Raw genomic sequence first — 22,418 nt, 5'->3', positions numbered from 1 at the left:
GATCGTCATGCAGGTCGCCCGCTGTTCGGTCGTTCTGTCCATCGCTGCTCTGGTCGGAGCAGCGACCGCTGGCACGACGAGCTATATGGTAGACACAGCGGGCAGCAATGTCTCCGCCAAGGTCGCCTTTCTGGCGATTGGCAGCAAGACGGCCGACTTTCCCGATGTCTCCGGCAGCGCCCGGCTTTCGCCAACTGATCCGCAGCGGGTCGATCTCGACATAAAGATCGACGCGCGCACGCTGACTGCGTCCGACAAGACCACGCAGAACCGACTTAAGGGCGAGAAGTTCTTCTGGGTCGAGAAATATCCCATGGTCCGCTTCCTGGGCAGCCGGATGGTGCTGACGGACGAGCGGACCGGCACGGTGCAGGGCTCGCTGACGGCGCGCGGAGTGACGAGGCCGGTGACGTTGACGGTCGCCTTCGACACGCCGCCCGCCGACGCCGGCCTGGGCGCCGCCATCACCCTGACGGGCGAGGCGACTATCGACCGCCGTGAGTTCGGCATGAAGTCCTATTCGCTGATCGTCGGCAGGACCGTGAATATCACGCTCAAGGCCCGCTTGCGTCCGGCAGGCTAGTCGGCGGCGAAAGCCGCAAGCGCTGCGCGGGCAATGCCTTCGCCCTTCTCTTGCACGAAATGGCCGCCATCGGCGATTTCCATGGGCTCGGGGCAGCCCCTCATCATCGTGCGCATGTGCTTCATCGCGGGCGGGCCGAGCACCGGATCCTGCACGCCGATGGCCATGAAGCTCTTGCCGCTCCATTCTTCCGACCAGAATTTACGCGCGCGCTTGCCTTCTTCGACGCCTTCCATGGCCGGGTCGACGGGAACGAGCTCGGGAAAGCGGCGAACGCCCGCTTTGAAAGTCATATCCGGGAATGGCGCGCCATAGGCCGCGGCTTCGGCGTCCGTGATGCCAGGTGTCCCGCGCTTGAACAGGCCCGCAACGTCCATGTCCGGCTGGCTGCGGTTGAAAGCCTTCCAAGCATCGAAGCCGGGTCCGGGACTTTCGCCGATGGGAATGCCAGTGTTCATCACGATCAGCCGTTCGAACCGCTCCGCCATATCCGGCACGATGCCGAGGCCGAGGATCCCGCCCCAATCCTGGCACACCAGCGTCACGTTCCGCAGATCCAGCGCTTCGATAAACGCCATCAGCATCCCGCGATGGAAGCCGTAAGTGTAGCGTTCGTCGTCTTCGGGCTTGTCCGATTTGCCGAAACCGATGAGGTCCGGCGCGACCGCCCTGCCCCCGGCGGCGGTGAAAACCGGGATCATCTTGCGATAGAGGAAGGACCAGCTCGGTTGCCCGTGCAGGCACAGGAAGGTCTTGCCCGCCTCGGGGCCTTCGCCGCCTGCCTCGTCGACATAGTGCACGCGGATGCCCTCATACCCGGGCAGGTCGTCGATGTAATGGGGAGCGAACGGGAAATCGGGAACGCCGGCGAATGCTTCGTCGGGGGTACGCAGAATGCTTGCCATCGGGTTTCTCCTCTGGGCAGGCACCATTGCAGGGCAGATAGGTTTCGACAAGCAACCAATTGCCGCTCGTGTCAATCGTCTGTGTCGAGATCGCGCATCACTTTCGGATCGCTCAACAATGTTTCGATCCGGCCCGCTTCGTCGAAGCTTTCATCTGGCTGGAAGGCCAGCTTCGGCGCAAACTTGAGACCGAGGCGCTTGGCCACCTCTTTCTGAAAAAACGCCGTATTGCTCCGCAGCGCCTTGAGCACGGCTGCTTCGTCCTGCCCCAGCAGCGGCTTCACATAGGCCTTGGCGTTGCGCAGGTCCGGGGTCATCCGCACTTCGGTCACGGAAATATGGCTGGCGCGCAGCACATCGTCATGTGCCTCGCCCCGGGCGAGCAACTCAGACAGGATATGCCGTACCCGCTCCCCGACCTTGAGGACGCGAACCGATTGCTGCTCGGGAGTGGAGTTCTGATGGCGGGCCATCCGGGAGCCATAGGCCGCACGGGCACCGGCGCGCAAGATACTCCCGGAAGGCGCGGACAAGCCCTGGAAGCCGCTAGCTCAGCAATACGATCGGCTGCCCCCGCTTCCCGTCCTGCCGGCGCGCCGCGCGGCCGCCCCAACTTGCGATAATCCGCGACAATTTCCGACATTTCGAGACGAGCAACAGAGCCGTTCCGCCGGTACATCGATCCTGTCGATCGCAAAGGAGATCAAAGAAATGAAAGTTTCCACCATCACTCTGGCCGTGGCCGCTGCGGCCGCCACTCTCACCGTTCCGACCGCTGCCTACGCAGCCCATGATCGTGGCCACACCAAAACCGTGGTCAAGAAAGTGATCTATACGACGTTCAAGAAGGGCCAGCGGTTCGATCACAAGCGGGCCAAGAACTATCGTGTGATCGATTATCGCACGATCAAGGGTCTCAGGGCCCCGGCACGCGGCTATCGCTATGTCCGCGCGGGTAACGATGTGCTGTTGATCCGCGACAAGGACCTCGTGGTCGTGACGGTCTTTGCCAATCGCTTCTGAACCGGTTGGAAGACCGAACGGGTCGAGGCGGGATCGCGAATGGCGCGCTCCCGCCCCCGACCTGCGCGTCCTAGCGCTCCGCTCCTTGCCCGATCGCAGTCGGCCGCACGGTCGGAATTGCCGTAGAGGTTGCGCGGGCGAGAATTCCGCCTTCGGGATCGAACAATTCGCCTTCGAGAAAAATGACCTTGCGACCGCGACGCACGACCCGGCCTTTGCCGATCAGCGGGCCCGCAGGCACCGGCTTGAGCAGACTCATCGAAATTTCGAGATTGAGCGGCGCTTCGGCCTGATCGGTCGCCCAGACATGCGCCCAGCCCATCACCTCGTCGAGGAAACCCGCGACCAAACCGCCCTGAACGCTGCCACGCGGCGTGATGAAACTGTCGGGCGCATGGAAGCGTAAGGTGACCTCCTCCCGCTCACGGTCGAAGCGTTCGAACTCGACCCCCATCAATTCCGCATGGGCAGCGCCCAGAGCATGCCGTGTGCTGCTCATTCTTCCGCGCCCGGCATGGGCGTCGGGATGGCGCTTGACGTCGCACGGGCGAGCAGATTGCCGTCCTTGTCCAGCAGTTCACCCTCGAGGAAGACCACCCGCTTGCCGAGTTTGACGACCCGCCCCTTGGCGGTGATCGTCTCCATCGGCACCATGCGCAGATACGTCAGGTTCATGTCGAGATTGAGCGGCAGACGCTGCTCTGCTGCACCGAAGCGCGCTTCGGTGACGGCCAGCAGTGCCCCGCCCATAATCTCGTCGAGAAAACCGGCGATCAGTCCGCCCTGCACCGCGCCACGCGGGCTCGCGAAGCTCGGCGGCGGGGTGTAGCGGCAGGTCAGTTCGCCCTTCTCGGCATCGAACGACACGAAATTGCTGCCCATCAGCTCGGACGATGGCGAGCGTCTGCGTTCGTAGATTTTCGCCATGCGTCCTCAGCCCCCGCTCACAGCGTGCGTTCGCGCTCCTCGACTTCGAACACTTCGAGCTGGTCGCCCGGCTGGATGTCGTTCGTGTCGGCAAGGACCACGCCGCATTCCAGACCGGCGCGGACTTCGTCCACATCGTCCTTGAAGCGACGCAGGCTGGCGATGGTGGTAGCCGAGACAATGACATCCTCGCGCGTGAGACGTGCATGCAGTCCCTTGCGGATGACACCTTCCTCGACCAGCAGACCGGCCGCCTTGTCGCGCTTGCCCGACCGGAAGACCTCCTTGACCGCAGCACGGCCGACGACGTTCTCGATCCGCTCCGGACCCAGTTCGCCCGCCATCTCCTTGGCGATTTCCTCGGTCAGGTGGTAGATGACGTCGTAATACTTCATCTCCACGCCGTCGCGCTTCACCAGTTCGCGCGCCTTGGCATTGGGGCGCACGTTGAAACCGATAATCGGCGCGTTCGAGGCCGAAGCCAGCGTCACGTCGCTTTCGGTAATCGCGCCCACACCGGCATGCAGCACACGAACCTTGATCTCGTCGTTCGACAGATTGTGCAATGCGGTGTTGATCGCCTCGACCGAACCCTGCACGTCGGCTTTCACCACGACGGGGAACTCGATGACGTTCGATGCGAGGTTGTTGAACATCGTATCGAAGCTGGTCGGCGCCAGCGCAGTGCGCTTCTCGGTGGCCTTTTCCTGACGGTACTGGGCGACTTCGCGGGCACGCTGCTCGTTCTCGACCACGGTCAGCGTATCCCCCGCGCTCGGCACCCCGCCGAGGCCGAGAACCTCGACCGGCATGGACGGCCCGGCCTTTTTGATCTGCTTACCCTGATCGTCGACGATCGCACGGACGCGGCCGCTTTCGGTGCCGACGACGAAGGTGTTGCCACGCTCCAGCGTGCCGCGTGTCACCAGCACGGTCGCTACCGGGCCACGGCCCTTGTCGAGCTGTGCCTCGATCACGGTCGCTTCGGCCAAACGGTCGGGATTGGCCTTCAGTTCGAGCAGTTCGGCCTGCAGGCTGATCGCATCTAGCAGCTTGTCGAGCCCGGTCTTTTCCTTGGCCGAGATTTCCACGTCCTGCACGTCGCCCGACATCTTCTCGACGATCACCTCGTGTTCGAGCAACCGGTTGCGGATATTGTCCGGATTGGCTTCGGGCTTGTCCATCTTGTTGATCGCAACGATCATCGGCACGCCCGCGGCCTTGGTGTGATTGATGGCCTCGATGGTCTGCGGCATGATGCCGTCGTCGGCGGCCACCACCAGCACCACGATATCCGTGATGTTCGCGCCACGCTGGCGCATCTGGGTAAAGGCGGCGTGGCCCGGCGTGTCGAGGAAGGTGACCAGATCGCCGCTCTTCGTCTTCACCTGATAGCTGCCGATATGCTGGGTGATGCCGCCGGCTTCCCCCTTCACCACATTGGCACCGCGCAGCGCGTCGAGCAGCGAGGTCTTGCCGTGATCGACATGGCCCATGATCGTGACGACAGGAGGACGCGGCTTGAGCGTTTCTTCCGGATCGACATCGCCTTCGGTCGGAATGTCCACATCGGCCTCGGACACTTTCTGGATCTGGTGCCCGAACTGTTCGACGAGCAGCTCCGCCGTATCCTGGTCGATCGTCTGGTTGACGGTGACCATCATGTCGAGATTGAAGAGTTCCTTGACGAGGTCGGCTCCCTTCTCGCCCATGCGCTTGGCCAGCTCGCCGACGGTGATCGCTTCGGGCACGATCACATCGCGGACCTGCTTCTCGCGCGGCTTGTTCGACCCGCCGCCCTGCAGGCGACGCTCTTTCTCGCGGGCGCGCTTCAGCGCGGCGAGGCTGCGCGCACGGCGACCTTCGTCCTCGTTGAGGGCCCTCTTGACCGTCAGCTTGCCCGATCGGCGCTTGTCCGGGGTTTCGGTAGCGCGAGCGGGCTTTTCTTCCTTCTTCTTGCGCTCCGGCTTCTTGGGCTCGGGGCGCGCAACCGGCGTGAAGCGGCGCGGTGCGGGCGCAGGCGTACCGTCTGCACTCGCTTCCTGGACCGGTTCTTCCTGCGCCGGAGCATCCTTGGCCTGCTGGGCTTCTTCGGCAGCCTTCTTGGCAGCCTCTTCCTCGGCCTTGCGATTGTCCTCGGCGCGCTTTTTCTCATGCTCGGCGGCCTGGCGTGCTTCCTCGGCCTCGCGGACAGTCTGCTCCGCCAGGGTCGCGAGGCGGGCTTCCTCGGCTTCGCGCTGGAGGCGGGCGACGCGTTCCTGCGGCGTTTCCGAAGCAGGCGCGGCCTTTTTGGGCGGAGCCTTCTTAGCAGCCGGGGCCGGCGCAGGTGCCGGGGTCGGCGCGGGCGCGGGCGCGGGCGGTGGCGGCGGTGGAGTTTCGCCGGGCTTCACAAGCTTGCGGCGGCGCTTCACCTCGACCGCCACCTTGTTGGTGCGGCCGTGGCTGAAGGTCTGCTTGACCTCGCCCGGCTGCGCACCCTTCAGGGTCAGCGGTTTGCGGGCTGGTTTCTTGTCGTCGTCGCTCATTCTTGTTCGTTTCTCTTCGTATCAATCGTTCAATTCGTCGTCGGCGCGCTGGATCGCGGCGCCATACCGGCCGGGAATTCCTGACCCAGATAATGCATGAGGCGCGTCAGGGGCTTGATGACCCTGGCGGCCGATGCATCCTCGGCCAGCGCCAAGTGGACGACATTGTCGCGGCCCAATGCCACAGACAAAGCGTTCCGGTCCAGAGGCAGTTCGAGCCCGCGTTCGCCCGAACCTTCCATTTCGCGCCCGACGCGCCACGCCTGGTCCAGTTTCTTGCGACCGTCCTCGCTCGCATCGCTGGCGTGGAGCAGCAGGGCGATCGCCCCGCCCCGTGCCGCTTCGGCAATGCGCTGCGTACCCAAGATAAGGGCTCCGACGCGCATTTCGAGCCCCAGCCGGTCGAGTAGAACGCGGGTCAGCGCGTCCTCGACCATCTGCGGCAGCGTGTCGGGAATCTCGAGATCCCCGGTTTTGAACGCCCTTGCGAGCGCGCCCTTCAGCTTCCCGTCGGCCAGCGCGTCTGCAAGCGCCGCCCGGTTCTCGCCGATCCAGGCGCCACGCCCGGGTGCCTTTTCGTGCGCGTCGGGCAGCACGAGCCCGGCAGGCGAGGCGACCAGCCGCACGAACGTTTCGCGCGGGGCCTTCGCACCCGAAAGAATGCAGCGCCGTTCGGGCTCGGAAGCTTTCCGTGCCTTGGGCGTGTCGACGATGTCCGGCGTCAGGCGCTCATTGGGTGGAGTCCGCATCGGCGGCCTCCTGCGTGTCGTCCGTCCCGGCGGCTGCCGGGGCCTTCTCTTCGTCTTCGGAACTTGCGGGAACCGCCTGCGGCTCCTCGTCTTCGAACCAATGCGCGCGGGCAGCCATGATGATCTCGTTGCCCTGCTCTTCGGTCAGACCGTATTCGCCCAGCACGCCACCTTTGTCCTGTTCGCGGACCGAGGGGCGCCGCATCGGCGGACCGTCGGTATTGTTGCGGCGGCGCGGCGCTTCGCGTTTCTTCTGGATGAGTTCGTCGGTGGCGAGATCGGCCAGATCGTCGAGCGTCTTGATGCCCGCCTTGCCCAGCGTGACGAGCATGGCTTCGGTCAGATGCGGCAATTCGGCCAGATCGTCCTCGACGCCCAGTTCGCGCCGCGCTTCGCGATGCGTTGCTTCCTGCCGATCGATGGCTTCCTGCGCTCGGCTCTGGAGTTCCTCGGCCAGATCTTCGTCGAAGCCTTCGATGCCGGCCAGCTCTTCCAGCTCGACATAGGCGACTTCCTCGAGTTCGGCGAAGCCTTCGGCGACCAGCAACTGCGACAGCGTTTCGTCGACGTCGAGTTCTTCCTCGAACATTTTCGACCGCTCGGCGAACTCCTTGCTCCGCTTTTCCGAAGCTTCTTCTTCGGTCATGATGTCGATCTGGTTGCCGGTCAGTTGACTGGCGAGACGCACGTTCTGGCCGCGACGACCGATGGCCAGCGACAGCTGATCGTCAGGTACGACGACTTCGATACGGCCATCTTCCTCGTCCAGCACGACGCGGCTGACGGTGGCCGGCTGCAACGCGTTGACGATGAACGTCGCGCCATCTTCCGACCAGGGGATGATGTCGATCTTCTCACCCTGCAATTCCTGCACGACGGCCTGCACGCGGCTGCCCTTCATGCCGACGCAGGCGCCAACGGGATCGATGCTGCTGTCATGGCTGATTACGCCGATCTTGGCGCGACTGCCCGGATCGCGGGCGGCGGCCTTGATTTCGATGATGCCGTCGTAGATTTCGGGCACTTCCTGCGCGAACAGCTTCTTCATGAAGTCGGGATGCGCGCGGCTTAGGAAAATCTGCGGGCCGCGATTGTTACGTTCCACCTTGGTGATCAGCGCGCGGACCCGTTCGCCGACACGCGCGGCTTCGCGTGGGATCTGCTGGTCGCGGCGGATAACGCCTTCGGCCCGACCGAGATTGACGATTACATGGCCGAATTCGACCGACTTGATCACGCCGGTGATGACTTCGCCCGCGCGGTCCTTGAATTCCTCGAACTGACGCTCGCGCTCGGCATCGCGGACCTTCTGGAAGATCACCTGCTTGGCGCTCTGCGCGTCGATACGGCCGAGGTCGACCGGCGGTAGCGGATCGACGATGAAGTCGCCGATCTTGGCATCGTCCTGCAGCTTCTGCGCGGCCTTCAGATCGACCTGCTTGAAGTAATCTTCGACTTCCTCGACCACCTCGACCACACGCCAAAGGCGCAGGTCGCCGGTCAGCGGGTCCAGCTTGGCGCGGATGTCGTTTTCGGCGCCGTAGCGGTTGCGGGCAGACTTCTGGATCGCTTCTTCCATCGCCTCGATGACGATCGCCTTGTCGATCATCTTTTCCGAGGCGACCGAGTTTGCGATCGCAAGGAGTTCAGCCTTGTTGGCGGAAATGGCGCTGGCCATCAGTCGTCTGCCTTCTCTTCAGTTTCGACGATTTCGTCGGCACCACTCGTATCGAGTGGCTGGGTGGCGGCAATCAGTTCGTCGGTCAAGACGAGCTGTGCGGAATGTATCTGGTCGCGGGGGACGGACACTTCCCCGGCCTTGCGGTCGAGGATGGCAACCATGTCGCCTTCGATCCCCTTGAGTTCGCCCCTGAGGTTGCGCTGACCGTCCCAACCCTTGGTCATGGAAATCCTGGCCTCGTGCCCGGCCCAGTCAGCGAAATCCTTCGCGCGGGTGAGCGGACGGTCGATCCCCGGGCTGGAAACCTCGAGGTGATAGGCGCCTTCTATCAGCACCTCGCCCTGCTCCTCGAGCGCGTCGATCCGGTCGGACACGCGGCGCGACAGCGCGGCGCACTGATCGATCACCAGCTGGCCGGTGGCCGGATCCTCCGCCATGATCTGCAGAGCTTCGCCGCCGTCCCCGGCTTCCGAGGGCATCATCTTCACGCGCACGAGCTCGAAACCGAGGGCCTTCGCCTCGGGTTCGATCAGGTTTGTAAGGCGCGCGATATCGGCCATTCGGTCTCCATTTACACACGTCATGCGACAACGAGGTTGCTCAAAGCGCTTTTGGCCGGCCCCTCGCGGCGCCAGCCCCTTCAGTGTCGCGACAATGTCGGGATGGGCAGTCAGATAGGCGCGAGTCCCGCGAAAAGCAAGCGGCGATCAGCTATCGTCGGCGAGCGCGTGTTTCTTGATGCAGTGACGCAGCTGATCGTAGCTCAACCCCAGGGCTTTGGCGGTCTGGCGCTGGTTCCAGCGATGCTTGCCGAGCGCATGCTCGACGATTGCCCGTTCATGCGCATCGACCGCAGAGCGCAGATCTTCGACATGATCGAAATCAGGTGCCCGTTCCGGGGACACGATTGCTTTGGCAGATGCCTTTTCCATCCGCGGTTCGGGACTGAGCGGTTTCCACGGGCTGTCGAACGGATCGAACACGACATGCCCGATCGGCTCGCCCCAATCGTCCCAGCGATAGATCGCGCGCTCGACGACATTGCGCAGTTCGCGCACATTGCCCGGCCATTCGTGCTTTTCCATCTGCTCCGAGACGTGCGGAGCGAAGCCGGGCCAGCCCTCCCAACCGAGTTCGGCAGCCATTCTCCGGCCGAAATAGTCGGACAGCACGTGCACGTCGCCTTCGCGCACCCGCAACGGGGGCAAGGTGATGACTTCGAAACTCAGCCGGTCGAGCAGGTCGGCGCGAAAATCGCCGCGCTCCGCCTTGGCCGGCAGGTCCTCATTGGTGGCGGCGACAATCCGCACATCGACGCGCGTCGGACGACTCGATCCGATCCGCGTCACTTCGCCATATTCGACCGCGCGCAGCAGGCGTTCCTGCGCGCCCATCGACAAAGTGCCCAGTTCGTCGAGAAATAGCGTGCCCTTGTCGGCTTCCTCGAACCGGCCGACGCGCGATCTGGTAGCACCGGTGAAGGCTCCCGCCTCGTGCCCGAACAGCTCGGCTTCGATCAGCGTTTCGGGCAGCGCGGCGCAGTTCATGACGACCAGAGGTTCGTCCCAGCGGGTGGAGAGACGATGCAGGCGCTCGGCGATCAGTTCCTTCCCCGTCCCGCGCTCGCCGATGACGAGCACGGGGCGCCGCATGGGCGCGGCGCGGCTGGCACGCTCGACCGCGTCGAGGAAGGCCCCAGATTGCCCGATAAACTGATTTTCCCGCTCCATGGCCAAGAGATAGGAATTTTTCCCAATGCTTGGCAATGAAAACCAACATGTCGTTCGTCGATTATCCGAAAATCTCTGCAATTCTCCCGTTTTTCGATTTTGGCACGGGCTTTGCTAAATATGCTACAACAGCAATCGGCCAGTCGGCCCCAGGGAGGTAACCCGCATGTACAACCGCAACTTCTTTCGCAGCCAGCTCGGACAGGCTGCCATTGCCAGCATCGCTGCCATGGCCACCTTTGTCGTGCTGAGTTCGCAGATCGCGGTTACGGCACCCGCGCCGGTGCTGGCCGCCGTCGAACAGGTCGAGATCGCATGACCTTGCCTCCCGACCACGACCCCCTAGGGCCGGAGCGCCGCTCCCCCGACAGTCCCCACGGCAGCGATGCCGAAGGCGCTTCGGCCCGCCCCCGCTTGTCGCGTATCGAGGAAGAGGTAGAACGGCTGCGCCGGTCACCGACTCCCACCCGCGACGGCGGGCGGTCCAAGGGATCGGACTTTTTTGCCAATGGAGCACCTTTGATGGGCATTTTCAGCCGTACCCGCGATATCATCGCCGCCAATTTCAACGACATGCTCGACAAGGCGGACGATCCCCAGAAGATGATCCGCATGATCATCCTCGAGATGGAGGAAACGCTGGTCGAAGTGCGCGCCAGCGCCGCCCGCACGATTGCCGATCAGAAGGAAATGCACCGCCACACGGTCAAGCTGGACAAGCTTCAGGCCGACTGGAACGAGAAGGCGCAGCTTGCCATCTCGAAGGACCGCGAGGATCTTGCCCGCGCCGCGCTCGTCGAAAAGAAGAAGGCGGCCGATATGAGCGAACAGCTCAAGCAGGAAATCGCCGTGCTCGACGATGCGCTGCGGGCCTATGAGCAGGACATTCAGAAGCTGCAGAACCGCCTGCGCGAAGCACGCAGCCGCCAGACCGCCATTGCGGCCCGCCTCGAAAGCGCGGAAAACCGCGTCAAGCTGCGCAGCCTGATGACCAATGAACGCGTCGACGATGCACTCAGCCGCTTCGACCAGCTCGAGCGCCGCGTCGATTACGCCGAAGGCCGCGCCGATGCCTTGAGCATTGCCGACAAGTCGGACAAGCCGAGCCTCGCCGACGAGATCGCCGCGCTGGAAGGTGCCGACGCGATCGACGACGAACTCGAACAGATGAAAAAGGCGCTCGGCAAGGGCAGCGCCGACAAGGAGGACTGAGACTCATGGAATTTGGCAGCGAAATATTCGTCGTACCGGCCATCTTTATCGGCCTTCCGTGGGTGATCCTCCACTACATTACGAAGTGGAAGACCTCGGCCACCATCACGACCGATGACGAAGCCCTGCTCGAGGAACTCTACAGCCTCGCCAAGCGCCTCGACGACCGGATGGATACGGTCGAGCGTCTCGTCGCTAGCGACAACCCCGATTTCCGTCCCGCCCGCCTCGTCCATGACAGCGAAAAGGACAACCAGCAATTGCGCGAACTCGAACAACTGATGGCCGAGAAGAAAGGAGCCAACAAGTGAACAGCCCCCGCACCACGCTCTACCGCGACAAGCAGAACGCGAAGCTGATGGGCGTCTGCTCTGGCATCGCGGACTATACCGGCGTCAATGTCTTGTGGGTCCGGCTCGGCGTCCTCGGCCTGACCTTCATGTCCGGCGGATCGACGATCCCGTTCTACTTTATCGCCGGCCTGCTGCTGAACAAGAAGCCCGCGCATCTTTATGTCGATCGCGAAGAGCAGACATACTGGCAGCGCGTGCGGCAGAACCCGAAGCGCACGGCCCGCGAAATCCGCGCGCGGATGAAGGATGTCGATCGCCGCCTGGCCGACGTGGAGACCTTCTACGTCAGCAGCAATCCGCGCCTGACCGCCGAGATCGAACGGCTGCGCTGAACGAAATAGGGGAGGTACACGATGGACAGTATCGGCGTCTTAATACCGATCATCGCGCTGATGATACCGATCGTCGCGATCTGGACCAGACACCAGCAGAAGCTGGCGGAAATGAACGTCCAGACCACGGCTCAAGCCACCGCCGAAAAAGCGGCACAATATGCCAGCAAGGTACAGGATCTCGAAGACCGGGTCCGCGTGCTCGAACGCATCGTCACCGACAAGGGTTACGATGTCGCCACGCAGATAGAAGCCCTGCGTGATCAACGCTCGGTCGAGGAACGCGGCAGCGGTGTTCCTTTGAACATCAAGCAAGGGGAGAAAGCATGATAGAATTCTTCACTGAAACCGCGATCATCGCAGGTGTCGCTATCATAACCGGCGGCTGGGTCGCCACCACCTGGCTGCGCATCAAGAACGGCTACCCGCTGGAAAACAGCTGGGGCAAGGCGGTCTACCCCAAGAACGACCAGGCGGTCGAACGGGTCAAGCTGCTCACGCAGGAGAATGCCGAACTGCGCGCCGAACTCGGTTCGCTCAAGGACCGGCTCGGCAATGTCGAACGGATCGTGACCGATAGCGGCTATCACCTGACGGCCGAAATCGACCGCCTGCGCGATGGCAGGGAGGCCAACTGATGGACGGGGATCTCGCTCTGATTTTCGGCTTTATCCTTGCCGTCATCATGCTGGTTCTGCCGTTCGCTTACATCGTCAATCAGCGCGTCCAGGCGCACGAGGAGCGCAAGCTGGAACTCGAGGCCCGGGCGGAAGAGGCCAAAGCCGAACAGCTGAGGTTTGCCAATGGCGACTACCGCAAAATGGAGGAGCGCGTCCGGGTGCTCGAACGGATCGCCACCGAAGGAAACCACGCCCTGGCAACGCAGATCGAAGAGCTGCGCGCGCTGGACGCGGCGGAAAGCCGCAGGCCGGAGGCAGCAAGATGAGCTGGCCACTTGCCGTCGTATTCATCGTGCTGATCGTCGCCATCGGCAAGGTGATGACTGCGAAATACCGTTCGCAGGGAGGGATCATCTCCGACCGCAGGGGCAACAAGCACTGGATCGGCCCGGGATCATCGTCGGCCAATCCGCAACCGGATTCCGATACGAAGCGGGAAGTCGAGGATTTGCGCGAGCGCATCAAGGTACTCGAACGCATCGCCACCGATGGCAATTCGCTCGACGCCCGGGAAACGAAGCGGATTTCGGCCGAAATCGAAGCCCTGCGGGAAAAGCAGGTCGATAGGGACTAGTTGAAGGAGGACATGAGGTGATGTTCGAACCGACTATGATAATCGCGGCCGCTTCGCTGGTCGGTCTGGCCATCGTCGCCTGGGCCCTGCTGCGCGCCTGGCATGGCTGGCTGGCGCTCAAGCGTCAGGAACTCGAGCGATTTCAAACCCCCGGTAATCCCGACGAGGGATCCTCGCTCGGCGCGGCACGGATCGAGATTTCCGACCTCAAGGAACGGATCAAGAAGCTCGAGGCGATTGCCAGCGGGGTCGATCTATGAGCGCCGCGCGGACCGACGCTGCCCGTGCGGGGATCGGCCTTGGCAGTGCGATCGCCGTGGCGGTCAGCTGGAGCCTTCACAAGTCCATCATATGGGCGGCGATCCACGGCTTTTTCGGCTGGTTCTATGTGGTCTATTACGCCTTCACTCGCCCGGGCGGTCTGTCCGGCTGAGGCCGATGGACGCTCGCCTGCCCGCCCGCTAAAGGCGCGCCATGCGAACACTTTCCGACATTGCCGAAGAATACGAGTTCCTCGAAGCGGACGAACGGTATCGCCTGCTGATCGAGCTGGGGCGCGAGCTCGACACCATGCCGGACGCACTTAAGACCGATGCGACGCTGGTGCGCGGCTGCAGCGCCCAGGTCTGGGTCTATCCCACCACTGAGACGGGAAAGCTGCATTTCCTCGCCGACAGCAATGCGGCGATCACCAAGGGTATCGTCGCATTGGTGATAGCGGCCGTGCAGGACAAACCGGCTTCCGAAGTCGCGCAGATGGATATTGCTGCAGCGCTCGAGCCTTTCGATCTCAAGAACCAGCTATCGAGCAACAGGACGCAGGGCGTGCCCAACATGATCGCTCTGGTGAAAGAACACGCCGCGCGGATCGCGGCCGGATGAAATGAAACGGCCGATCTACAAGGGCCTCGGTTTCGTGTCGGTCGGCCTCGGCGCAATCGGCGCCGCGCTGCCGATCATGCCCACTGTCCCTTTTCTGCTGTTGGCGGTCTATTTCTTCGCGCGCTCCAGCCCCGAACTGGAAAAGAAAATCCTCGATCACCCGCATTGGGGCCCACAGGTAAAGGACTGGCGCGATCGGCGTGCGATCAGCCGACGGGCAAAGACCATGGCGATCGGGGCGATGACGGCCGGCGTGGTTTTCACCTGGTACACGCTGGGGCATCCCTGGTACTGGATTTCCGTGGCCATCCTCGTGATCTGCGGTAGCTGGATCGCTACGCGCAACGAATAGCGCGAACGCAATCTCCTACAGGCGATCTCTTCCGTTATCGCAACGGAATATCCGGCACAGATGACCTACCCGGGGGGGGCCTGTCGGAGCAGCGACAACCTGCCTGAACACGTATATTATCGTTTATTATTAGATACTTAATTGGATTTCTGCCGATTGACACGGTGTCAACTTCGTCAACCGGGTGTCACCGGAATAGCGCGCTTCAGGATGTTGCGCTCGCCCGCACCTCGGCCAATCCTGCCTCGCGCTGGCGCTTGAGTTCGGCCTTCAGCTTTGCGGGATCGCGGGCCAGGATAAAGCCGAAGCTCACCCCGCCCTCTTTTCCGATCGTCGCATGGTGCAGCTTGTGCGCCTGGACCAGCCGCTTGGCATAGCCGCTCTTCGGTACCCAGCGAAAATAGCGCTGATGGACCAGCCCGTCATGCACCAGCGTATAGATGATGCCGTAGAACAGGATGCCGATCCCGATCCACGTGCCCGGCCACCAGGCATTCGCGCCAAGAACCAGGGGGCTGCCCACGGCAAACGTCGAGATACTCATTGCCGCCCCGACGACCGCGAAAAGATCGTTCTTCTCGAGCGCATTGTCATGCGGCTCGTGATGGTCGCGGTGCCAGGCCCAGCCGAAGCCGTGCATGATATATTTGTGGCTCGCCCAGGCGACCCATTCCATCGCCGCTACGGTGGCGAGAACAATCAGGGCGGGAACGAGGAAATCCATTCGCGCAGTATAGGGCGTGTCGCGCAGCAGGCAAAGCCTGCCCTGCCCCGCTCTATTCGCCGGTGTAGCGCTTCTGCTTGCGCGGCATGCCGAAACAGCGCTCGGCCACGTCGCGGTCGATCCGTGCCGGGCGCAGGCTTTCGGCATCGATGCAGCACCACATGCTCTGCACTTCGGCCAGGACCTCTTCGCCGCGGCGAATCACCGTGTTGTAGAAACTGCGCGCACCGGCGATCTTTTCGAGCACCGTTTCCGCGATCACTTCGTCGTCCAGAAAAGCCGGGCGGCGATAGGTGATCTCGTGCTTCAGCGCGACCCACGCCTTGCTCGCAACCTCTTCCGCTGGCGCCAGCTTCCGCCAGTGCGCATGAACCGTATCCTGCACCCAGTTCAGATAGCGCGCATTGTTCACGTGCCCCATGAAATCGATATCGTCGGGAAGGACCTTGATCGGGAAGGAAAATGGCTTTGCTGACATATGTGTCAATAGAGCAGAGAAAGGTTAAGTTTGGAAGACTCTGGATTTGCCTTTTTGCAGGAGTGGCAAAGCTGCCGCAATGTTCGGGGCGATGGCCAGCAAACCACGCACGCTCTACGAAAAGATCTGGGACCAGCACGTGGTCGAACGGTTCGATGACGGAACCTGCCTGATCTATATCGACCGCCACCTCGTGCACGAGGTTACAAGTCCGCAGGCCTTCGACGCATTGCGGCTGGCAGGTCGCACGGTGCGGCGTCCGGATCTCACTCTTGCCGTCCCGGATCACAACCTGCCGACCACTGCGCGGCTGGCCCCCGACGGGTCGCGCGTGCCGATCGCGGATCCGCAGAGCGCGGCGCAACTGGCCGCTCTCGAACGCAACGCTCCCGCCTTCGGCATCGACTATATCGACGCCATTGCGCCCGAGCAGGGCATCGTTCACGTCGTCGGCCCCGAACAGGGCTTCTCGCTGCCCGGTGCGACCATCGTCTGCGGCGACAGCCACACGGCCGCGCATGGCGGTATCGGCGCGCTCGCCTTCGGGATCGGCACCAGCGAAGTGGAGCACGTGCTGGCCACCCAGACGCTCCAGTTGCGCCAGTCGAAGACGATGGAGGTGCGCGCCGAGGGCGAACTGGGTCCCGGCGTCACTCCGAAAGATCTGATCCTCCATATCATCGGCGTGATCGGCACGGCCGGCGGCACCGGCCATGTCATCGAGTATCGCGGGCACGTATTCGAGGAAATGAGCGTCGAAGGCCGCCTTACCGTATGCAATATGAGCATCGAGGGAGGTGCCCGCGCAGGCCTCATCGCGCCCGACGACAAGGTGTTCGCCTATCTCGCAGGCCGTCCCTATGCACCGGCGGGCGACGACTGGGATCGCGCCATGGAATGGTGGCGCTCGCTCTCCACCGACGCCGGTGCGAGCTTCGACAGATCGGTGGTGATCGACGCTGCCGATGTCGAGCCAACGGTGAGCTGGGGAACCAGCCCGGAAGATGTCGTTGCCGTAAGCGGCGCCGTACCCTCGCCCGACAGCTTCGCCGACCCGTCCAAGCAGGACGCAGCGCGCAAGAGCCTGGACTATATGGACCTCGCGCCGGGCACTCCGATCGAGGATATCGCGGTCGAGAACGTCTTCATCGGCAGTTGCACCAACAGCCGGATCGAGGATCTGCGCGCCGCTGCAGAAATACTTAAAGGCCGGAAGAAAGCGCCCAATGTGCGCTGGGCGATCGCGGTGCCCGGATCGGGGCTCGTCAAGCGACAGGCGGAAGCCGAAGGGCTCGACCGGATCTTCACCGAAGCAGGTTTCGAATGGCGCGAGCCCGGCTGTTCGGCCTGCCTCGCGATGAACCCCGACAAGGTCCCGCCGGGCGAACGCTGCGCCTCGACCAGCAACCGCAATTTCGTCGGCCGTCAGGGTCCCGGCGCACGCACACATCTCGTCAGTCCGGCCATGGCCGCCGCCGCCGCCGTTACCGGCCGGCTTGCCGATGTGCGAAAGTTCGCCCCTTGCCAAGAAGTCGGCGGCTGACCATTGAGGATGCATGACCAAGAAGCTTTCCGGAAAAGCCGCCATCGCCAGTGCCATCGGCTCCGCCGCCATCGCTGCAGCGATGCTTTACGCCAACAAGCGCAAGGAGCGGAAAAAGGGACCGAAACAGCCCGGCTCCATTCCCTCCGGAGAGAATCCCGAAACCGACTGAAGGCCGGCACGGGAAGGGAGAAAGGCATGTCGCCATTGGTCAGGTTGCGGGCATTTGCGGAAAGCGCGGGCCGATGAAGGCCGTCTCCACCATCCGTGGCCGCGCCATTCCGCTCGGCCTCAAGAACGTCGACACCGACGTCATCATCCCTGCGCACTGGCTCAAGACCATCAGCCGTGAAGGGCTTGGCAAGGGTGCGTTCGAAACTATCCGGGCAACGCCGGGCAACCCGTTCGATGTGGAGGACTTCGCCGGGGCCCCGATCCTGATCGCAGGCGACAATTTCGGGTGCGGCTCCAGCCGCGAACATGCTGCCTGGGCGATGCTCGACATGGGCCTGACTGCGGTGATCGCGCCGAGCTTCTCCGATATTTTCGCGGGCAACGCGTTCAAGAACGGCATCCTCGCCGTCGAGCTGCCGCAAGAGCAGGTCGATCGGCTGCTCGAAGTCGCAAAGGACGAACAGATAGCCGTCGACCTGGAAAACCAGGTAGTGACCACTCCTTTTCAGGACCGGTTCGAATTCCAGATCGACCCTTTCCGCAAGCGCTGCCTGCTCGAAGGGCTCGACGAGATCGGCTTGACGCTGGGTAGCGAAAGCGAAATCACACGCCACGAACAGGTGCGCGAGGGCGCCATGCCCTGGCTCGACAAACCAAGCAGGAGAGATGCAGCGTGAAGGCAGTCCTTTCGAAGGAAACCGGCGGCCCCGAAACCCTCGTCGTCGAGGACATCGAAGTGCCAACGCCCGGCAAGGGAGAGGTGCTGGTCAAGGTTGCTGCCTGCGCGATCAATTTTCCCGACACGCTGATCATCCGCGATATGTACCAGTTCAAGCCGCAGCGTCCCTTTGCTCCCGGTGGCGAAATTTCCGGCACGATCGAGGCACTGGGCGAAGGCGTCACCGGCTTTGCGGTGGGCGACAAGGTCATGTGCGGCGTCGGCAATGGCGGCCTTCAGGAAAAGGTCGCGGTTGCGGCCACGCGCCTGTTCAAGGTGCCCGACGGGATCGATCTGGTGAAGGCCAGTGCGCTGCTGATGACCTATGGCACAACCATCCATGCTTTGAAGGATCGCGGCGACATCAAGGAAGGCGAAACCGTGCTTGTGCTGGGCGCCGCCGGTGGTGTCGGCCTGTCGGCGGTGGAACTGGCCAAGGCCTATGGCTGCCGCGTGGTCGCGGCGGTGTCGACCGAAGAGAAAGGCGAGGTCGCGAGGAAGCACGGCGCGGACGAAGTGGTCATCTATCCGCGCGCGCCCTTCGACAAGGACACTTCGAAACAGTTGGCAAACGACTTTAAGGCGGCGGTCGGCCCCAACGGTGCGGATATCATCTACGACATTGTCGGTGGCGACTATTCCGAACCCGCCTTGCGGGCGATCGCCTGGGAAGGCCGCTTCCTCGTGATCGGTTTCCCGGCGGGCATCGCCAAGATGCCGCTCAATCTGACGCTCCTGAAGAGCTGCGATATCCGCGGCGTGTTCTGGGGTGCCTTCACCGCCCGCGAACCCGAACGCAACCAGCGGAATATCGAGGAACTGTTCGACCTCTGGAAGGCAGGCAAGATCGATCCACTGGTCAGCGAGACATACCCGATCGAGCGCGCACATGAAGCGATCGCCAAACTCGAGAACCGAGGCGCTATCGGGAAGCTCGTTGTCGTAATGGGATAACCGCCCTTGCAGGGCGTGGGGGCCACGCCTATTCCGGCCTCGAGATTCCATCCCAAGAGGACTGACATGACCGATTTCAAGGATCGCGAGCGCGGCGAGGAAGCCAAGTTTGCCTTCGACGAGGAGAACGCCTTCAAGATCGCCGCCCGCCGCAATCGGCTGGTCGGCGAATGGGCAGCAGGCCTGATGGGCCTGACCGACGAGGAAACCGACGCCTACAAAAAGGCAGTCGTCCAGGCCGATTTCGAGGAAGCGGGCGACGAGGACGTAATTCGCAAGCTGCTCGGCGACCTCACGGCGGCCGAGTGCGATGTGAGCGAAGCGGACATTCGCACCAAGCTGGAAGAATGCGCCGTCGAAGCACGACGCCAGTTCATGACCGATCGGAACTGATCCCATGCCGATGGCCGCCAATGATATCGTCGCGCTGATCGAGAACGCGCTTCCCGGCGCTATCGTAGAGATGCGCGACCTCGCGGGGGACAACGATCACTGGGCGGCAAAGGTCACCGCCCCGCAATTTGCGGGACTGACGCGCGTCAAGCAGCACAAGCTGGTCTATGACGCGCTGGGCGGGAGGATGGGCGGCGAACTGCACGCCTTGCAACTGACCACCCAAGCCCCCACCTGATTCCGGGAAGTCAAATTCAAAGTAAAGGACGGACCCAATGTCCGACACCAACCAGCGCATCGCCGACATCGTCGGCGGCAACGATGTCGTCCTCTTCATGAAGGGCACCCCACTGTTTCCGCAATGCGGCTTTTCCAGTCGGGCCATCGCCATCCTCGACCACTGCGGCGTCGCCTACGACAGCGTCGACGTATTGCAGGACATGGAAATCCGCCAGGGCATCAAGGCCTATTCCGACTGGCCGACCATCCCCCAACTCTATGTGAAGGGCGAATTTGTCGGCGGCAGCGACATCATGATGGAAATGTTCGAAGCCGGCGAACTCCAGCAGATGATGGACGAGAAGCAGGTCGCCAAGGCGGAAGGCTGATATCGACCTCAGCGCCGGCCCGTGCCGGTGCCCCCGAAAACGGGAAAGACCCGCCCGGTGGGACAACCGGGCGGGTCTTTTTGATCTCGAGGGCGGAGGTTTGGAGACCTGGGGTTAGCTTGCCCTCGCGAAGACGTGATCGAGACATCGTTCAGTATGCATGCAGCGTGCCAGATCCGTGCGAGCGCGCATTTGCACACAAATCGATGGTTAACATGACCTTTGCAGCACAGGTTGATGTAAAATTTTCCGACACGCAGCGTTCGCCTTTGCGCTTGGCAAACGCGGTCGCCACCGGCACAATATTTGAATGACCGAGCAAAGCGACAGCGGGATAGACGGAATTCCCGCAGCGACCGTGGTAATCTTCCGCAATGCTCGCGAAGGCGGCCCACCGCAAATCCTGATGACGATCCGCTCGCGCGAAATGGTGTTCGCAGGCGGCATGGCGGTCTTCCCCGGAGGACGCGTCGATCCGGCCGATTTCGATCTTGGCGCGAGCATGGGCGGACCGCTGGACCCCGATGAAGCGGCGCATCAGGTCGCGGTGGTACGCGAAACGCTCGAGGAAACCGGGCTTGTGATTGGGCTGGCCGGCGATATCGACGGAGCCAAGGCACAGGCCGCGCGGCAGTTCCTCCAGCAGACTGGCGAACTGGCCCCCGTTCTCGATCATTTCGACTGGGAACTCGATCTCGATCAGTTGGTGCCCTTTGCCCGCTGGTTCCCGAAGAACGAGCGTATCCCGAGGGTCTACGACACCCGTTTCTACCTGGCCGATCTCGGCACGGGCGCGGTCGAGATCGAAGCGGACCTATCCGAAAACACGCACCTTTTCTGGACGACCGCGCAAGGCGCACTCGACGCGGCGGACAATGGCGAGATCAAAGTGATCTTTCCCACCAGGCGCAATCTCGAACGGCTCGCCCTGTTCGACAGTTTCGCTGCGGCAAGAGCCCAGGCGCAGGCAATTCCCGTCCGCACCATCACGCCCTTCATCGGGGAAATGGACGGCAAGTCTTGGCTGCACATCGGCGAAGACTTCGGTTATCCAGTTACCGGCGAACTTCTGGACAGCGTAGCACGGGGCTGAGACGGCAGAGTCCGGAAAGCATATGTACCGCCAGCAGAGAAGCGGAGACGAACTCTCGGGCCACCGCCGCGGCGGTACGTATCAACCGCTATCTTGGCCGCGTTGATCGAGTAACTGGTGGTCTTGCGCCTCAATTTAGGTAGAGGTGGCATCGAGAGGGACGCATGGTAACAATTCGGGACGTTGCAAAAGCTGCTGGCGTGTCGGTCGCGACCGCTTCTCGTGCCCTCAACGGCATGTCGATTGTGACCGCCAAGACGCGCGAGAAGATCGAAGCCACAGCCTCGGAACTGAACTATGTTCCCCACAGCGGCGCCCGCAGCCTTACCAAGCGCAAGACCGACACGATCGGCGTCATCCTGCCCGATCTGTTCGGCGAATTCTTTTCCGAGATCATTCGCGGTATCGACCTGGTTACGCATCGCGCAGGGAAGAGCCTGCTGCTGGGCAACATGCATGGCAGTGCGGAAGAAACGGGGCTGGCGATCCGCGCCATGCGCGGCAGGGTAGACGGTCTCCTCGTCATGCCGCCGGATTCCCGTGCGGACACGATAGAGGCGGTGACGCGCGATATACCCACGGTTTTTCTCAATGCCCAGGGGAAGGACGAAGTTACCCCGTTCGTTTCGGTCGACAATTACGCCGGTGCCCGTCTCGTGACCGACCATCTAGTCGATCGCGGCGCGCGCACCATCGTCCACATTGCAGGCCCCGCCAGCAACCGCGATGCCCGCGAACGCCAGCGCGGATATTGCGATGTGTTAGCCGAAAGGCTGGGCGACAGCAGCCCCCACATCCTGCCCGGTGATTTCCGGGACGATGCCGGTCGCAAGGCCGCGCGCCTGCTGTTGAATAGCGACATATCCTTCGACGCGATTTTCGCCGGCAACGATATGATGGCCGTCGATCTCATGAACGAATTACGGAAGGCGGGCCGTGATATCGGCAATGATGTCCTCGTTGCCGGCTTCGATGATATTCCGCTCGCTCGATATGTCACACCCGGGTTGACCACGGTTCACTCCGACATCACGCGATTGGGTTCCGCCGCCGCGGAGTTGATGCTCCGGATGATGAAAGGGGAGACGCTGGACCCGAACGAAAGTCTGGTCATCGCCCCGACGCTGGCGATCCGAGGGTCGAGCGCAGGCAGGGCTTGAACGGCTCGTCCCACATGAATTGACGCCTCGCGGCGCTGTTGCTTAGGGACCTGAAGACCGACTTC

The 22,418-nt window shown here is 62.7% G+C and carries 34 protein-coding genes; 23 read left to right on the top strand and 11 right to left on the bottom strand.

Features of this window, described 5'->3' with window-relative positions; translation table 11 throughout:
* The first annotated feature begins 7 nt into the window (after nt 1–7).
* Nucleotides 8–583 (top strand): YceI family protein, encoded by a 576-nt coding sequence (locus K3174_RS14680; protein ID WP_221560032.1) that lies wholly within the window; start codon nt 8–10, stop codon nt 581–583.
* Here the strand turns inward: K3174_RS14680 and K3174_RS14675 are convergent.
* Entirely contained in the window at nt 580–1,488 is a 909-nt protein-coding gene (locus K3174_RS14675; protein WP_221560030.1) for a haloalkane dehalogenase, read from the bottom strand. The two genes, K3174_RS14680 and K3174_RS14675, sit on opposite strands and share 4 nt — an antisense overlap.
* A 71-nt stretch (nt 1,489–1,559) precedes the next feature.
* Entirely contained in the window at nt 1,560–1,961 is a 402-nt protein-coding gene (gene rbfA, locus K3174_RS14670) for a 30S ribosome-binding factor RbfA (protein WP_221560028.1), read from the bottom strand.
* Between the two features lie 238 nt (nt 1,962–2,199).
* On the opposite strand from rbfA, the gene K3174_RS14665 reads away from it, so the two are divergent.
* Nucleotides 2,200–2,511, top strand: a complete 312-nt coding sequence (locus K3174_RS14665; RefSeq protein WP_221560026.1) for an RcnB family protein — start codon at nt 2,200–2,202, stop codon at nt 2,509–2,511.
* Between the two features lie 70 nt (nt 2,512–2,581).
* Here the strand turns inward: K3174_RS14665 and K3174_RS14660 are convergent, their stop codons facing one another.
* The 7 genes from K3174_RS14660 to pspF form a co-directional block, all read right to left on the bottom strand.
* Complete coding sequence (locus K3174_RS14660) at nt 2,582–3,010, bottom strand: PaaI family thioesterase (protein WP_247712213.1); 429 nt, start codon at nt 3,008–3,010, stop codon at nt 2,582–2,584.
* Entirely contained in the window at nt 3,007–3,438 is a 432-nt protein-coding gene (locus tag K3174_RS14655) for a PaaI family thioesterase (RefSeq protein WP_221560024.1), read from the bottom strand. Before K3174_RS14655 ends, K3174_RS14660 begins: the two co-directional genes overlap by 4 nt.
* Before the next feature lie 17 nt (nt 3,439–3,455).
* On the bottom strand, nt 3,456–5,963 hold the full coding sequence (gene infB / locus K3174_RS14650; RefSeq protein ID WP_221560022.1) for a translation initiation factor IF-2: 2,508 nt from the start codon (nt 5,961–5,963) through the stop codon (nt 3,456–3,458).
* Nucleotides 5,964–5,992: 29 nt separating this feature from the next.
* Complete coding sequence (locus K3174_RS14645) at nt 5,993–6,712, bottom strand: DUF448 domain-containing protein (RefSeq protein WP_221560020.1); 720 nt, start codon at nt 6,710–6,712, stop codon at nt 5,993–5,995.
* Nucleotides 6,693–8,390 (bottom strand): transcription termination factor NusA, encoded by a 1,698-nt coding sequence (nusA, locus tag K3174_RS14640; RefSeq protein WP_221560017.1) that lies wholly within the window; start codon nt 8,388–8,390, stop codon nt 6,693–6,695. The genes K3174_RS14645 and nusA overlap by 20 nt, the downstream gene beginning before the upstream one ends.
* Nucleotides 8,390–8,953: a ribosome maturation protein RimP gene (gene rimP, locus K3174_RS14635; protein ID WP_221560015.1), complete on the bottom strand. Its 564-nt coding sequence runs from the start codon at nt 8,951–8,953 to the stop codon at nt 8,390–8,392. Before rimP ends, nusA begins: the two co-directional genes overlap by 1 nt.
* Nucleotides 8,954–9,100: 147 nt before the next feature.
* Entirely contained in the window at nt 9,101–10,123 is a 1,023-nt protein-coding gene (gene pspF, locus K3174_RS14630) for a phage shock protein operon transcriptional activator (RefSeq protein WP_221560011.1), read from the bottom strand.
* Nucleotides 10,124–10,289: 166 nt separating this feature from the next.
* Here pspF and K3174_RS14625 point away from each other — a divergent pair, with 166 nt between their 5' ends.
* From K3174_RS14625 to K3174_RS14570, 12 genes are read left to right on the top strand one after another with little or no spacing between them, the layout of a single operon-like run.
* Nucleotides 10,290–10,442 (top strand): hypothetical protein, encoded by a 153-nt coding sequence (locus K3174_RS14625; protein WP_221560008.1) that lies wholly within the window; start codon nt 10,290–10,292, stop codon nt 10,440–10,442.
* Nucleotides 10,443–10,444: 2 nt separating this feature from the next.
* Nucleotides 10,445–11,335: a phage shock protein PspA gene (gene pspA / locus K3174_RS14620; RefSeq protein ID WP_425594439.1), complete on the top strand. Its 891-nt coding sequence runs from the start codon at nt 10,445–10,447 to the stop codon at nt 11,333–11,335.
* 5 nt (nt 11,336–11,340) lie between these two features.
* Complete coding sequence (gene pspB, locus K3174_RS14615; protein WP_221560005.1) at nt 11,341–11,646, top strand: envelope stress response membrane protein PspB; 306 nt, start codon at nt 11,341–11,343, stop codon at nt 11,644–11,646.
* Nucleotides 11,643–12,020: an envelope stress response membrane protein PspC gene (gene pspC / locus K3174_RS14610; protein WP_221560003.1), complete on the top strand. Its 378-nt coding sequence runs from the start codon at nt 11,643–11,645 to the stop codon at nt 12,018–12,020. The genes pspB and pspC overlap by 4 nt, the downstream gene beginning before the upstream one ends.
* A 21-nt stretch (nt 12,021–12,041) precedes the next feature.
* The gene (locus tag K3174_RS14605; RefSeq protein WP_221559993.1) at nt 12,042–12,350 is read left to right on the top strand and encodes a hypothetical protein; all 309 of its coding nucleotides are present in this window, start codon (nt 12,042–12,044) and stop codon (nt 12,348–12,350) included.
* The gene (locus K3174_RS14600; protein ID WP_221559983.1) at nt 12,347–12,658 is read left to right on the top strand and encodes a hypothetical protein; all 312 of its coding nucleotides are present in this window, start codon (nt 12,347–12,349) and stop codon (nt 12,656–12,658) included. Before K3174_RS14605 ends, K3174_RS14600 begins: the two co-directional genes overlap by 4 nt.
* A complete protein-coding gene (locus tag K3174_RS14595; RefSeq protein ID WP_221559982.1) occupies nt 12,658–12,966 on the top strand; it encodes a hypothetical protein in 309 nt (102 codons plus the stop codon). The genes K3174_RS14600 and K3174_RS14595 overlap by 1 nt, the downstream gene beginning before the upstream one ends.
* Nucleotides 12,963–13,274, top strand: a complete 312-nt coding sequence (locus tag K3174_RS14590; protein WP_221559978.1) for a hypothetical protein — start codon at nt 12,963–12,965, stop codon at nt 13,272–13,274. Before K3174_RS14595 ends, K3174_RS14590 begins: the two co-directional genes overlap by 4 nt.
* A gap of 20 nt (nt 13,275–13,294) precedes the next feature.
* Nucleotides 13,295–13,534, top strand: a complete 240-nt coding sequence (locus tag K3174_RS14585) for a hypothetical protein (RefSeq protein ID WP_221559975.1) — start codon at nt 13,295–13,297, stop codon at nt 13,532–13,534.
* Complete coding sequence (locus K3174_RS14580) at nt 13,531–13,707, top strand: hypothetical protein (protein WP_221559973.1); 177 nt, start codon at nt 13,531–13,533, stop codon at nt 13,705–13,707. The genes K3174_RS14585 and K3174_RS14580 overlap by 4 nt, the downstream gene beginning before the upstream one ends.
* Before the next feature lie 41 nt (nt 13,708–13,748).
* Nucleotides 13,749–14,156, top strand: a complete 408-nt coding sequence (locus K3174_RS14575; RefSeq protein ID WP_221559970.1) for a SufE family protein — start codon at nt 13,749–13,751, stop codon at nt 14,154–14,156.
* 1 nt (nt 14,157) lies between these two features.
* Nucleotides 14,158–14,508, top strand: a complete 351-nt coding sequence (locus K3174_RS14570) for a YbaN family protein (protein ID WP_221559968.1) — start codon at nt 14,158–14,160, stop codon at nt 14,506–14,508.
* Nucleotides 14,509–14,713: 205 nt separating this feature from the next.
* On the opposite strand, the gene K3174_RS14565 is transcribed toward K3174_RS14570, so the two are convergent.
* Together K3174_RS14565 and K3174_RS14560 are read right to left on the bottom strand one after the other, a co-directional pair.
* Nucleotides 14,714–15,232, bottom strand: coding sequence for a sterol desaturase family protein (locus K3174_RS14565; RefSeq protein ID WP_221559966.1), 519 nt, complete (start codon nt 15,230–15,232; stop codon nt 14,714–14,716).
* A 52-nt stretch (nt 15,233–15,284) separates the two neighbouring features.
* On the bottom strand, nt 15,285–15,710 hold the full coding sequence (locus tag K3174_RS14560) for an acyl-CoA thioesterase (RefSeq protein WP_221559963.1): 426 nt from the start codon (nt 15,708–15,710) through the stop codon (nt 15,285–15,287).
* 91 nt (nt 15,711–15,801) lie between these two features.
* On the opposite strand from K3174_RS14560, the gene leuC reads away from it, so the two are divergent.
* The 9 genes from leuC to K3174_RS14515 all read left to right on the top strand — a co-directional run bounded on the left by leuC (nt 15,802) and on the right by K3174_RS14515 (nt 22,353).
* Entirely contained in the window at nt 15,802–17,253 is a 1,452-nt protein-coding gene (leuC, locus tag K3174_RS14555) for a 3-isopropylmalate dehydratase large subunit (protein WP_221559960.1), read from the top strand.
* A gap of 13 nt (nt 17,254–17,266) precedes the next feature.
* Nucleotides 17,267–17,425 (top strand): isopropylmalate isomerase, encoded by a 159-nt coding sequence (locus tag K3174_RS14550; protein WP_221559955.1) that lies wholly within the window; start codon nt 17,267–17,269, stop codon nt 17,423–17,425.
* Between the two features lie 73 nt (nt 17,426–17,498).
* Nucleotides 17,499–18,104 carry a 3-isopropylmalate dehydratase small subunit gene (leuD, locus tag K3174_RS14545; RefSeq protein WP_221559953.1) on the top strand — a complete coding sequence of 202 codons (606 nt, stop codon included), beginning with the start codon at nt 17,499–17,501 and terminating at the stop codon, nt 18,102–18,104.
* Nucleotides 18,101–19,099 (top strand): NADPH:quinone oxidoreductase family protein, encoded by a 999-nt coding sequence (locus K3174_RS14540; RefSeq protein WP_221559951.1) that lies wholly within the window; start codon nt 18,101–18,103, stop codon nt 19,097–19,099. Before leuD ends, K3174_RS14540 begins: the two co-directional genes overlap by 4 nt.
* Before the next feature lie 66 nt (nt 19,100–19,165).
* Nucleotides 19,166–19,492 carry a DUF1476 domain-containing protein gene (locus tag K3174_RS14535; protein ID WP_221559948.1) on the top strand — a complete coding sequence of 109 codons (327 nt, stop codon included), beginning with the start codon at nt 19,166–19,168 and terminating at the stop codon, nt 19,490–19,492.
* 4 nt (nt 19,493–19,496) lie between these two features.
* Nucleotides 19,497–19,730 (top strand): BolA/IbaG family iron-sulfur metabolism protein, encoded by a 234-nt coding sequence (locus K3174_RS14530; RefSeq protein ID WP_221559945.1) that lies wholly within the window; start codon nt 19,497–19,499, stop codon nt 19,728–19,730.
* Between the two features lie 37 nt (nt 19,731–19,767).
* On the top strand, nt 19,768–20,100 hold the full coding sequence (gene grxD / locus K3174_RS14525) for a Grx4 family monothiol glutaredoxin (RefSeq protein ID WP_221559935.1): 333 nt from the start codon (nt 19,768–19,770) through the stop codon (nt 20,098–20,100).
* Nucleotides 20,101–20,410: 310 nt separating this feature from the next.
* A complete protein-coding gene (locus K3174_RS14520) occupies nt 20,411–21,193 on the top strand; it encodes an NUDIX hydrolase (RefSeq protein WP_221559933.1) in 783 nt (260 codons plus the stop codon).
* Between the two features lie 164 nt (nt 21,194–21,357).
* On the top strand, nt 21,358–22,353 hold the full coding sequence (locus K3174_RS14515) for a LacI family DNA-binding transcriptional regulator (RefSeq protein WP_221559930.1): 996 nt from the start codon (nt 21,358–21,360) through the stop codon (nt 22,351–22,353).
* Nucleotides 22,354–22,418 lie beyond the last annotated feature (65 nt).

Source organism: Qipengyuania qiaonensis, assembly GCF_019711515.1.
GTDB lineage: Bacteria > Pseudomonadota > Alphaproteobacteria > Sphingomonadales > Sphingomonadaceae > Qipengyuania > Qipengyuania qiaonensis.
The sequence above is the reverse complement of the archived record's forward strand: the minus strand, read 5'-3'. Positions and strand labels throughout refer to the sequence as shown.

Excerpts from the sequence above, each read along its gene's own strand:
- K3174_RS14660 (WP_247712213.1), bottom strand. The coding sequence starts at position 3,010 with ATGAGCAGCACACGGCATGCTCTGGGCGCTGCCCATGCGGAATTGATG.
- K3174_RS14530 (WP_221559945.1), top strand. The coding sequence starts at position 19,497 with ATGCCGATGGCCGCCAATGATATCGTCGCGCTGATCGAGAACGCGCTT.
- leuD (WP_221559953.1), top strand. The coding sequence starts at position 17,499 with ATGAAGGCCGTCTCCACCATCCGTGGCCGCGCCATTCCGCTCGGCCTC.
- nusA (WP_221560017.1), bottom strand. The coding sequence starts at position 8,390 with ATGGCCAGCGCCATTTCCGCCAACAAGGCTGAACTCCTTGCGATCGCA.
- K3174_RS14590 (WP_221559978.1), top strand. The coding sequence starts at position 12,963 with ATGAGCTGGCCACTTGCCGTCGTATTCATCGTGCTGATCGTCGCCATC.
- leuC (WP_221559960.1), top strand. The coding sequence starts at position 15,802 with ATGGCCAGCAAACCACGCACGCTCTACGAAAAGATCTGGGACCAGCAC.
- K3174_RS14560 (WP_221559963.1), bottom strand. The coding sequence starts at position 15,710 with ATGTCAGCAAAGCCATTTTCCTTCCCGATCAAGGTCCTTCCCGACGAT.
- K3174_RS14565 (WP_221559966.1), bottom strand. The coding sequence starts at position 15,232 with ATGGATTTCCTCGTTCCCGCCCTGATTGTTCTCGCCACCGTAGCGGCG.
- K3174_RS14625 (WP_221560008.1), top strand. The coding sequence starts at position 10,290 with ATGTACAACCGCAACTTCTTTCGCAGCCAGCTCGGACAGGCTGCCATT.
- K3174_RS14645 (WP_221560020.1), bottom strand. The coding sequence starts at position 6,712 with ATGCGGACTCCACCCAATGAGCGCCTGACGCCGGACATCGTCGACACG.
- pspF (WP_221560011.1), bottom strand. The coding sequence starts at position 10,123 with ATGGAGCGGGAAAATCAGTTTATCGGGCAATCTGGGGCCTTCCTCGAC.
- K3174_RS14575 (WP_221559970.1), top strand. The coding sequence starts at position 13,749 with ATGCGAACACTTTCCGACATTGCCGAAGAATACGAGTTCCTCGAAGCG.
- K3174_RS14600 (WP_221559983.1), top strand. The coding sequence starts at position 12,347 with ATGATAGAATTCTTCACTGAAACCGCGATCATCGCAGGTGTCGCTATC.
- K3174_RS14570 (WP_221559968.1), top strand. The coding sequence starts at position 14,158 with ATGAAACGGCCGATCTACAAGGGCCTCGGTTTCGTGTCGGTCGGCCTC.
- K3174_RS14665 (WP_221560026.1), top strand. The coding sequence starts at position 2,200 with ATGAAAGTTTCCACCATCACTCTGGCCGTGGCCGCTGCGGCCGCCACT.
- K3174_RS14580 (WP_221559973.1), top strand. The coding sequence starts at position 13,531 with ATGAGCGCCGCGCGGACCGACGCTGCCCGTGCGGGGATCGGCCTTGGC.
- K3174_RS14535 (WP_221559948.1), top strand. The coding sequence starts at position 19,166 with ATGACCGATTTCAAGGATCGCGAGCGCGGCGAGGAAGCCAAGTTTGCC.
- K3174_RS14585 (WP_221559975.1), top strand. The coding sequence starts at position 13,295 with ATGTTCGAACCGACTATGATAATCGCGGCCGCTTCGCTGGTCGGTCTG.
- K3174_RS14605 (WP_221559993.1), top strand. The coding sequence starts at position 12,042 with ATGGACAGTATCGGCGTCTTAATACCGATCATCGCGCTGATGATACCG.
- K3174_RS14550 (WP_221559955.1), top strand. The coding sequence starts at position 17,267 with ATGACCAAGAAGCTTTCCGGAAAAGCCGCCATCGCCAGTGCCATCGGC.
- K3174_RS14595 (WP_221559982.1), top strand. The coding sequence starts at position 12,658 with ATGGACGGGGATCTCGCTCTGATTTTCGGCTTTATCCTTGCCGTCATC.
- pspB (WP_221560005.1), top strand. The coding sequence starts at position 11,341 with ATGGAATTTGGCAGCGAAATATTCGTCGTACCGGCCATCTTTATCGGC.
- K3174_RS14680 (WP_221560032.1), top strand. The coding sequence starts at position 8 with ATGCAGGTCGCCCGCTGTTCGGTCGTTCTGTCCATCGCTGCTCTGGTC.
- K3174_RS14515 (WP_221559930.1), top strand. The coding sequence starts at position 21,358 with ATGGTAACAATTCGGGACGTTGCAAAAGCTGCTGGCGTGTCGGTCGCG.
- rimP (WP_221560015.1), bottom strand. The coding sequence starts at position 8,953 with ATGGCCGATATCGCGCGCCTTACAAACCTGATCGAACCCGAGGCGAAG.
- K3174_RS14520 (WP_221559933.1), top strand. The coding sequence starts at position 20,411 with ATGACCGAGCAAAGCGACAGCGGGATAGACGGAATTCCCGCAGCGACC.
- infB (WP_221560022.1), bottom strand. The coding sequence starts at position 5,963 with ATGAGCGACGACGACAAGAAACCAGCCCGCAAACCGCTGACCCTGAAG.
- rbfA (WP_221560028.1), bottom strand. The coding sequence starts at position 1,961 with ATGGCCCGCCATCAGAACTCCACTCCCGAGCAGCAATCGGTTCGCGTC.
- grxD (WP_221559935.1), top strand. The coding sequence starts at position 19,768 with ATGTCCGACACCAACCAGCGCATCGCCGACATCGTCGGCGGCAACGAT.
- K3174_RS14675 (WP_221560030.1), bottom strand. The coding sequence starts at position 1,488 with ATGGCAAGCATTCTGCGTACCCCCGACGAAGCATTCGCCGGCGTTCCC.
- K3174_RS14655 (WP_221560024.1), bottom strand. The coding sequence starts at position 3,438 with ATGGCGAAAATCTACGAACGCAGACGCTCGCCATCGTCCGAGCTGATG.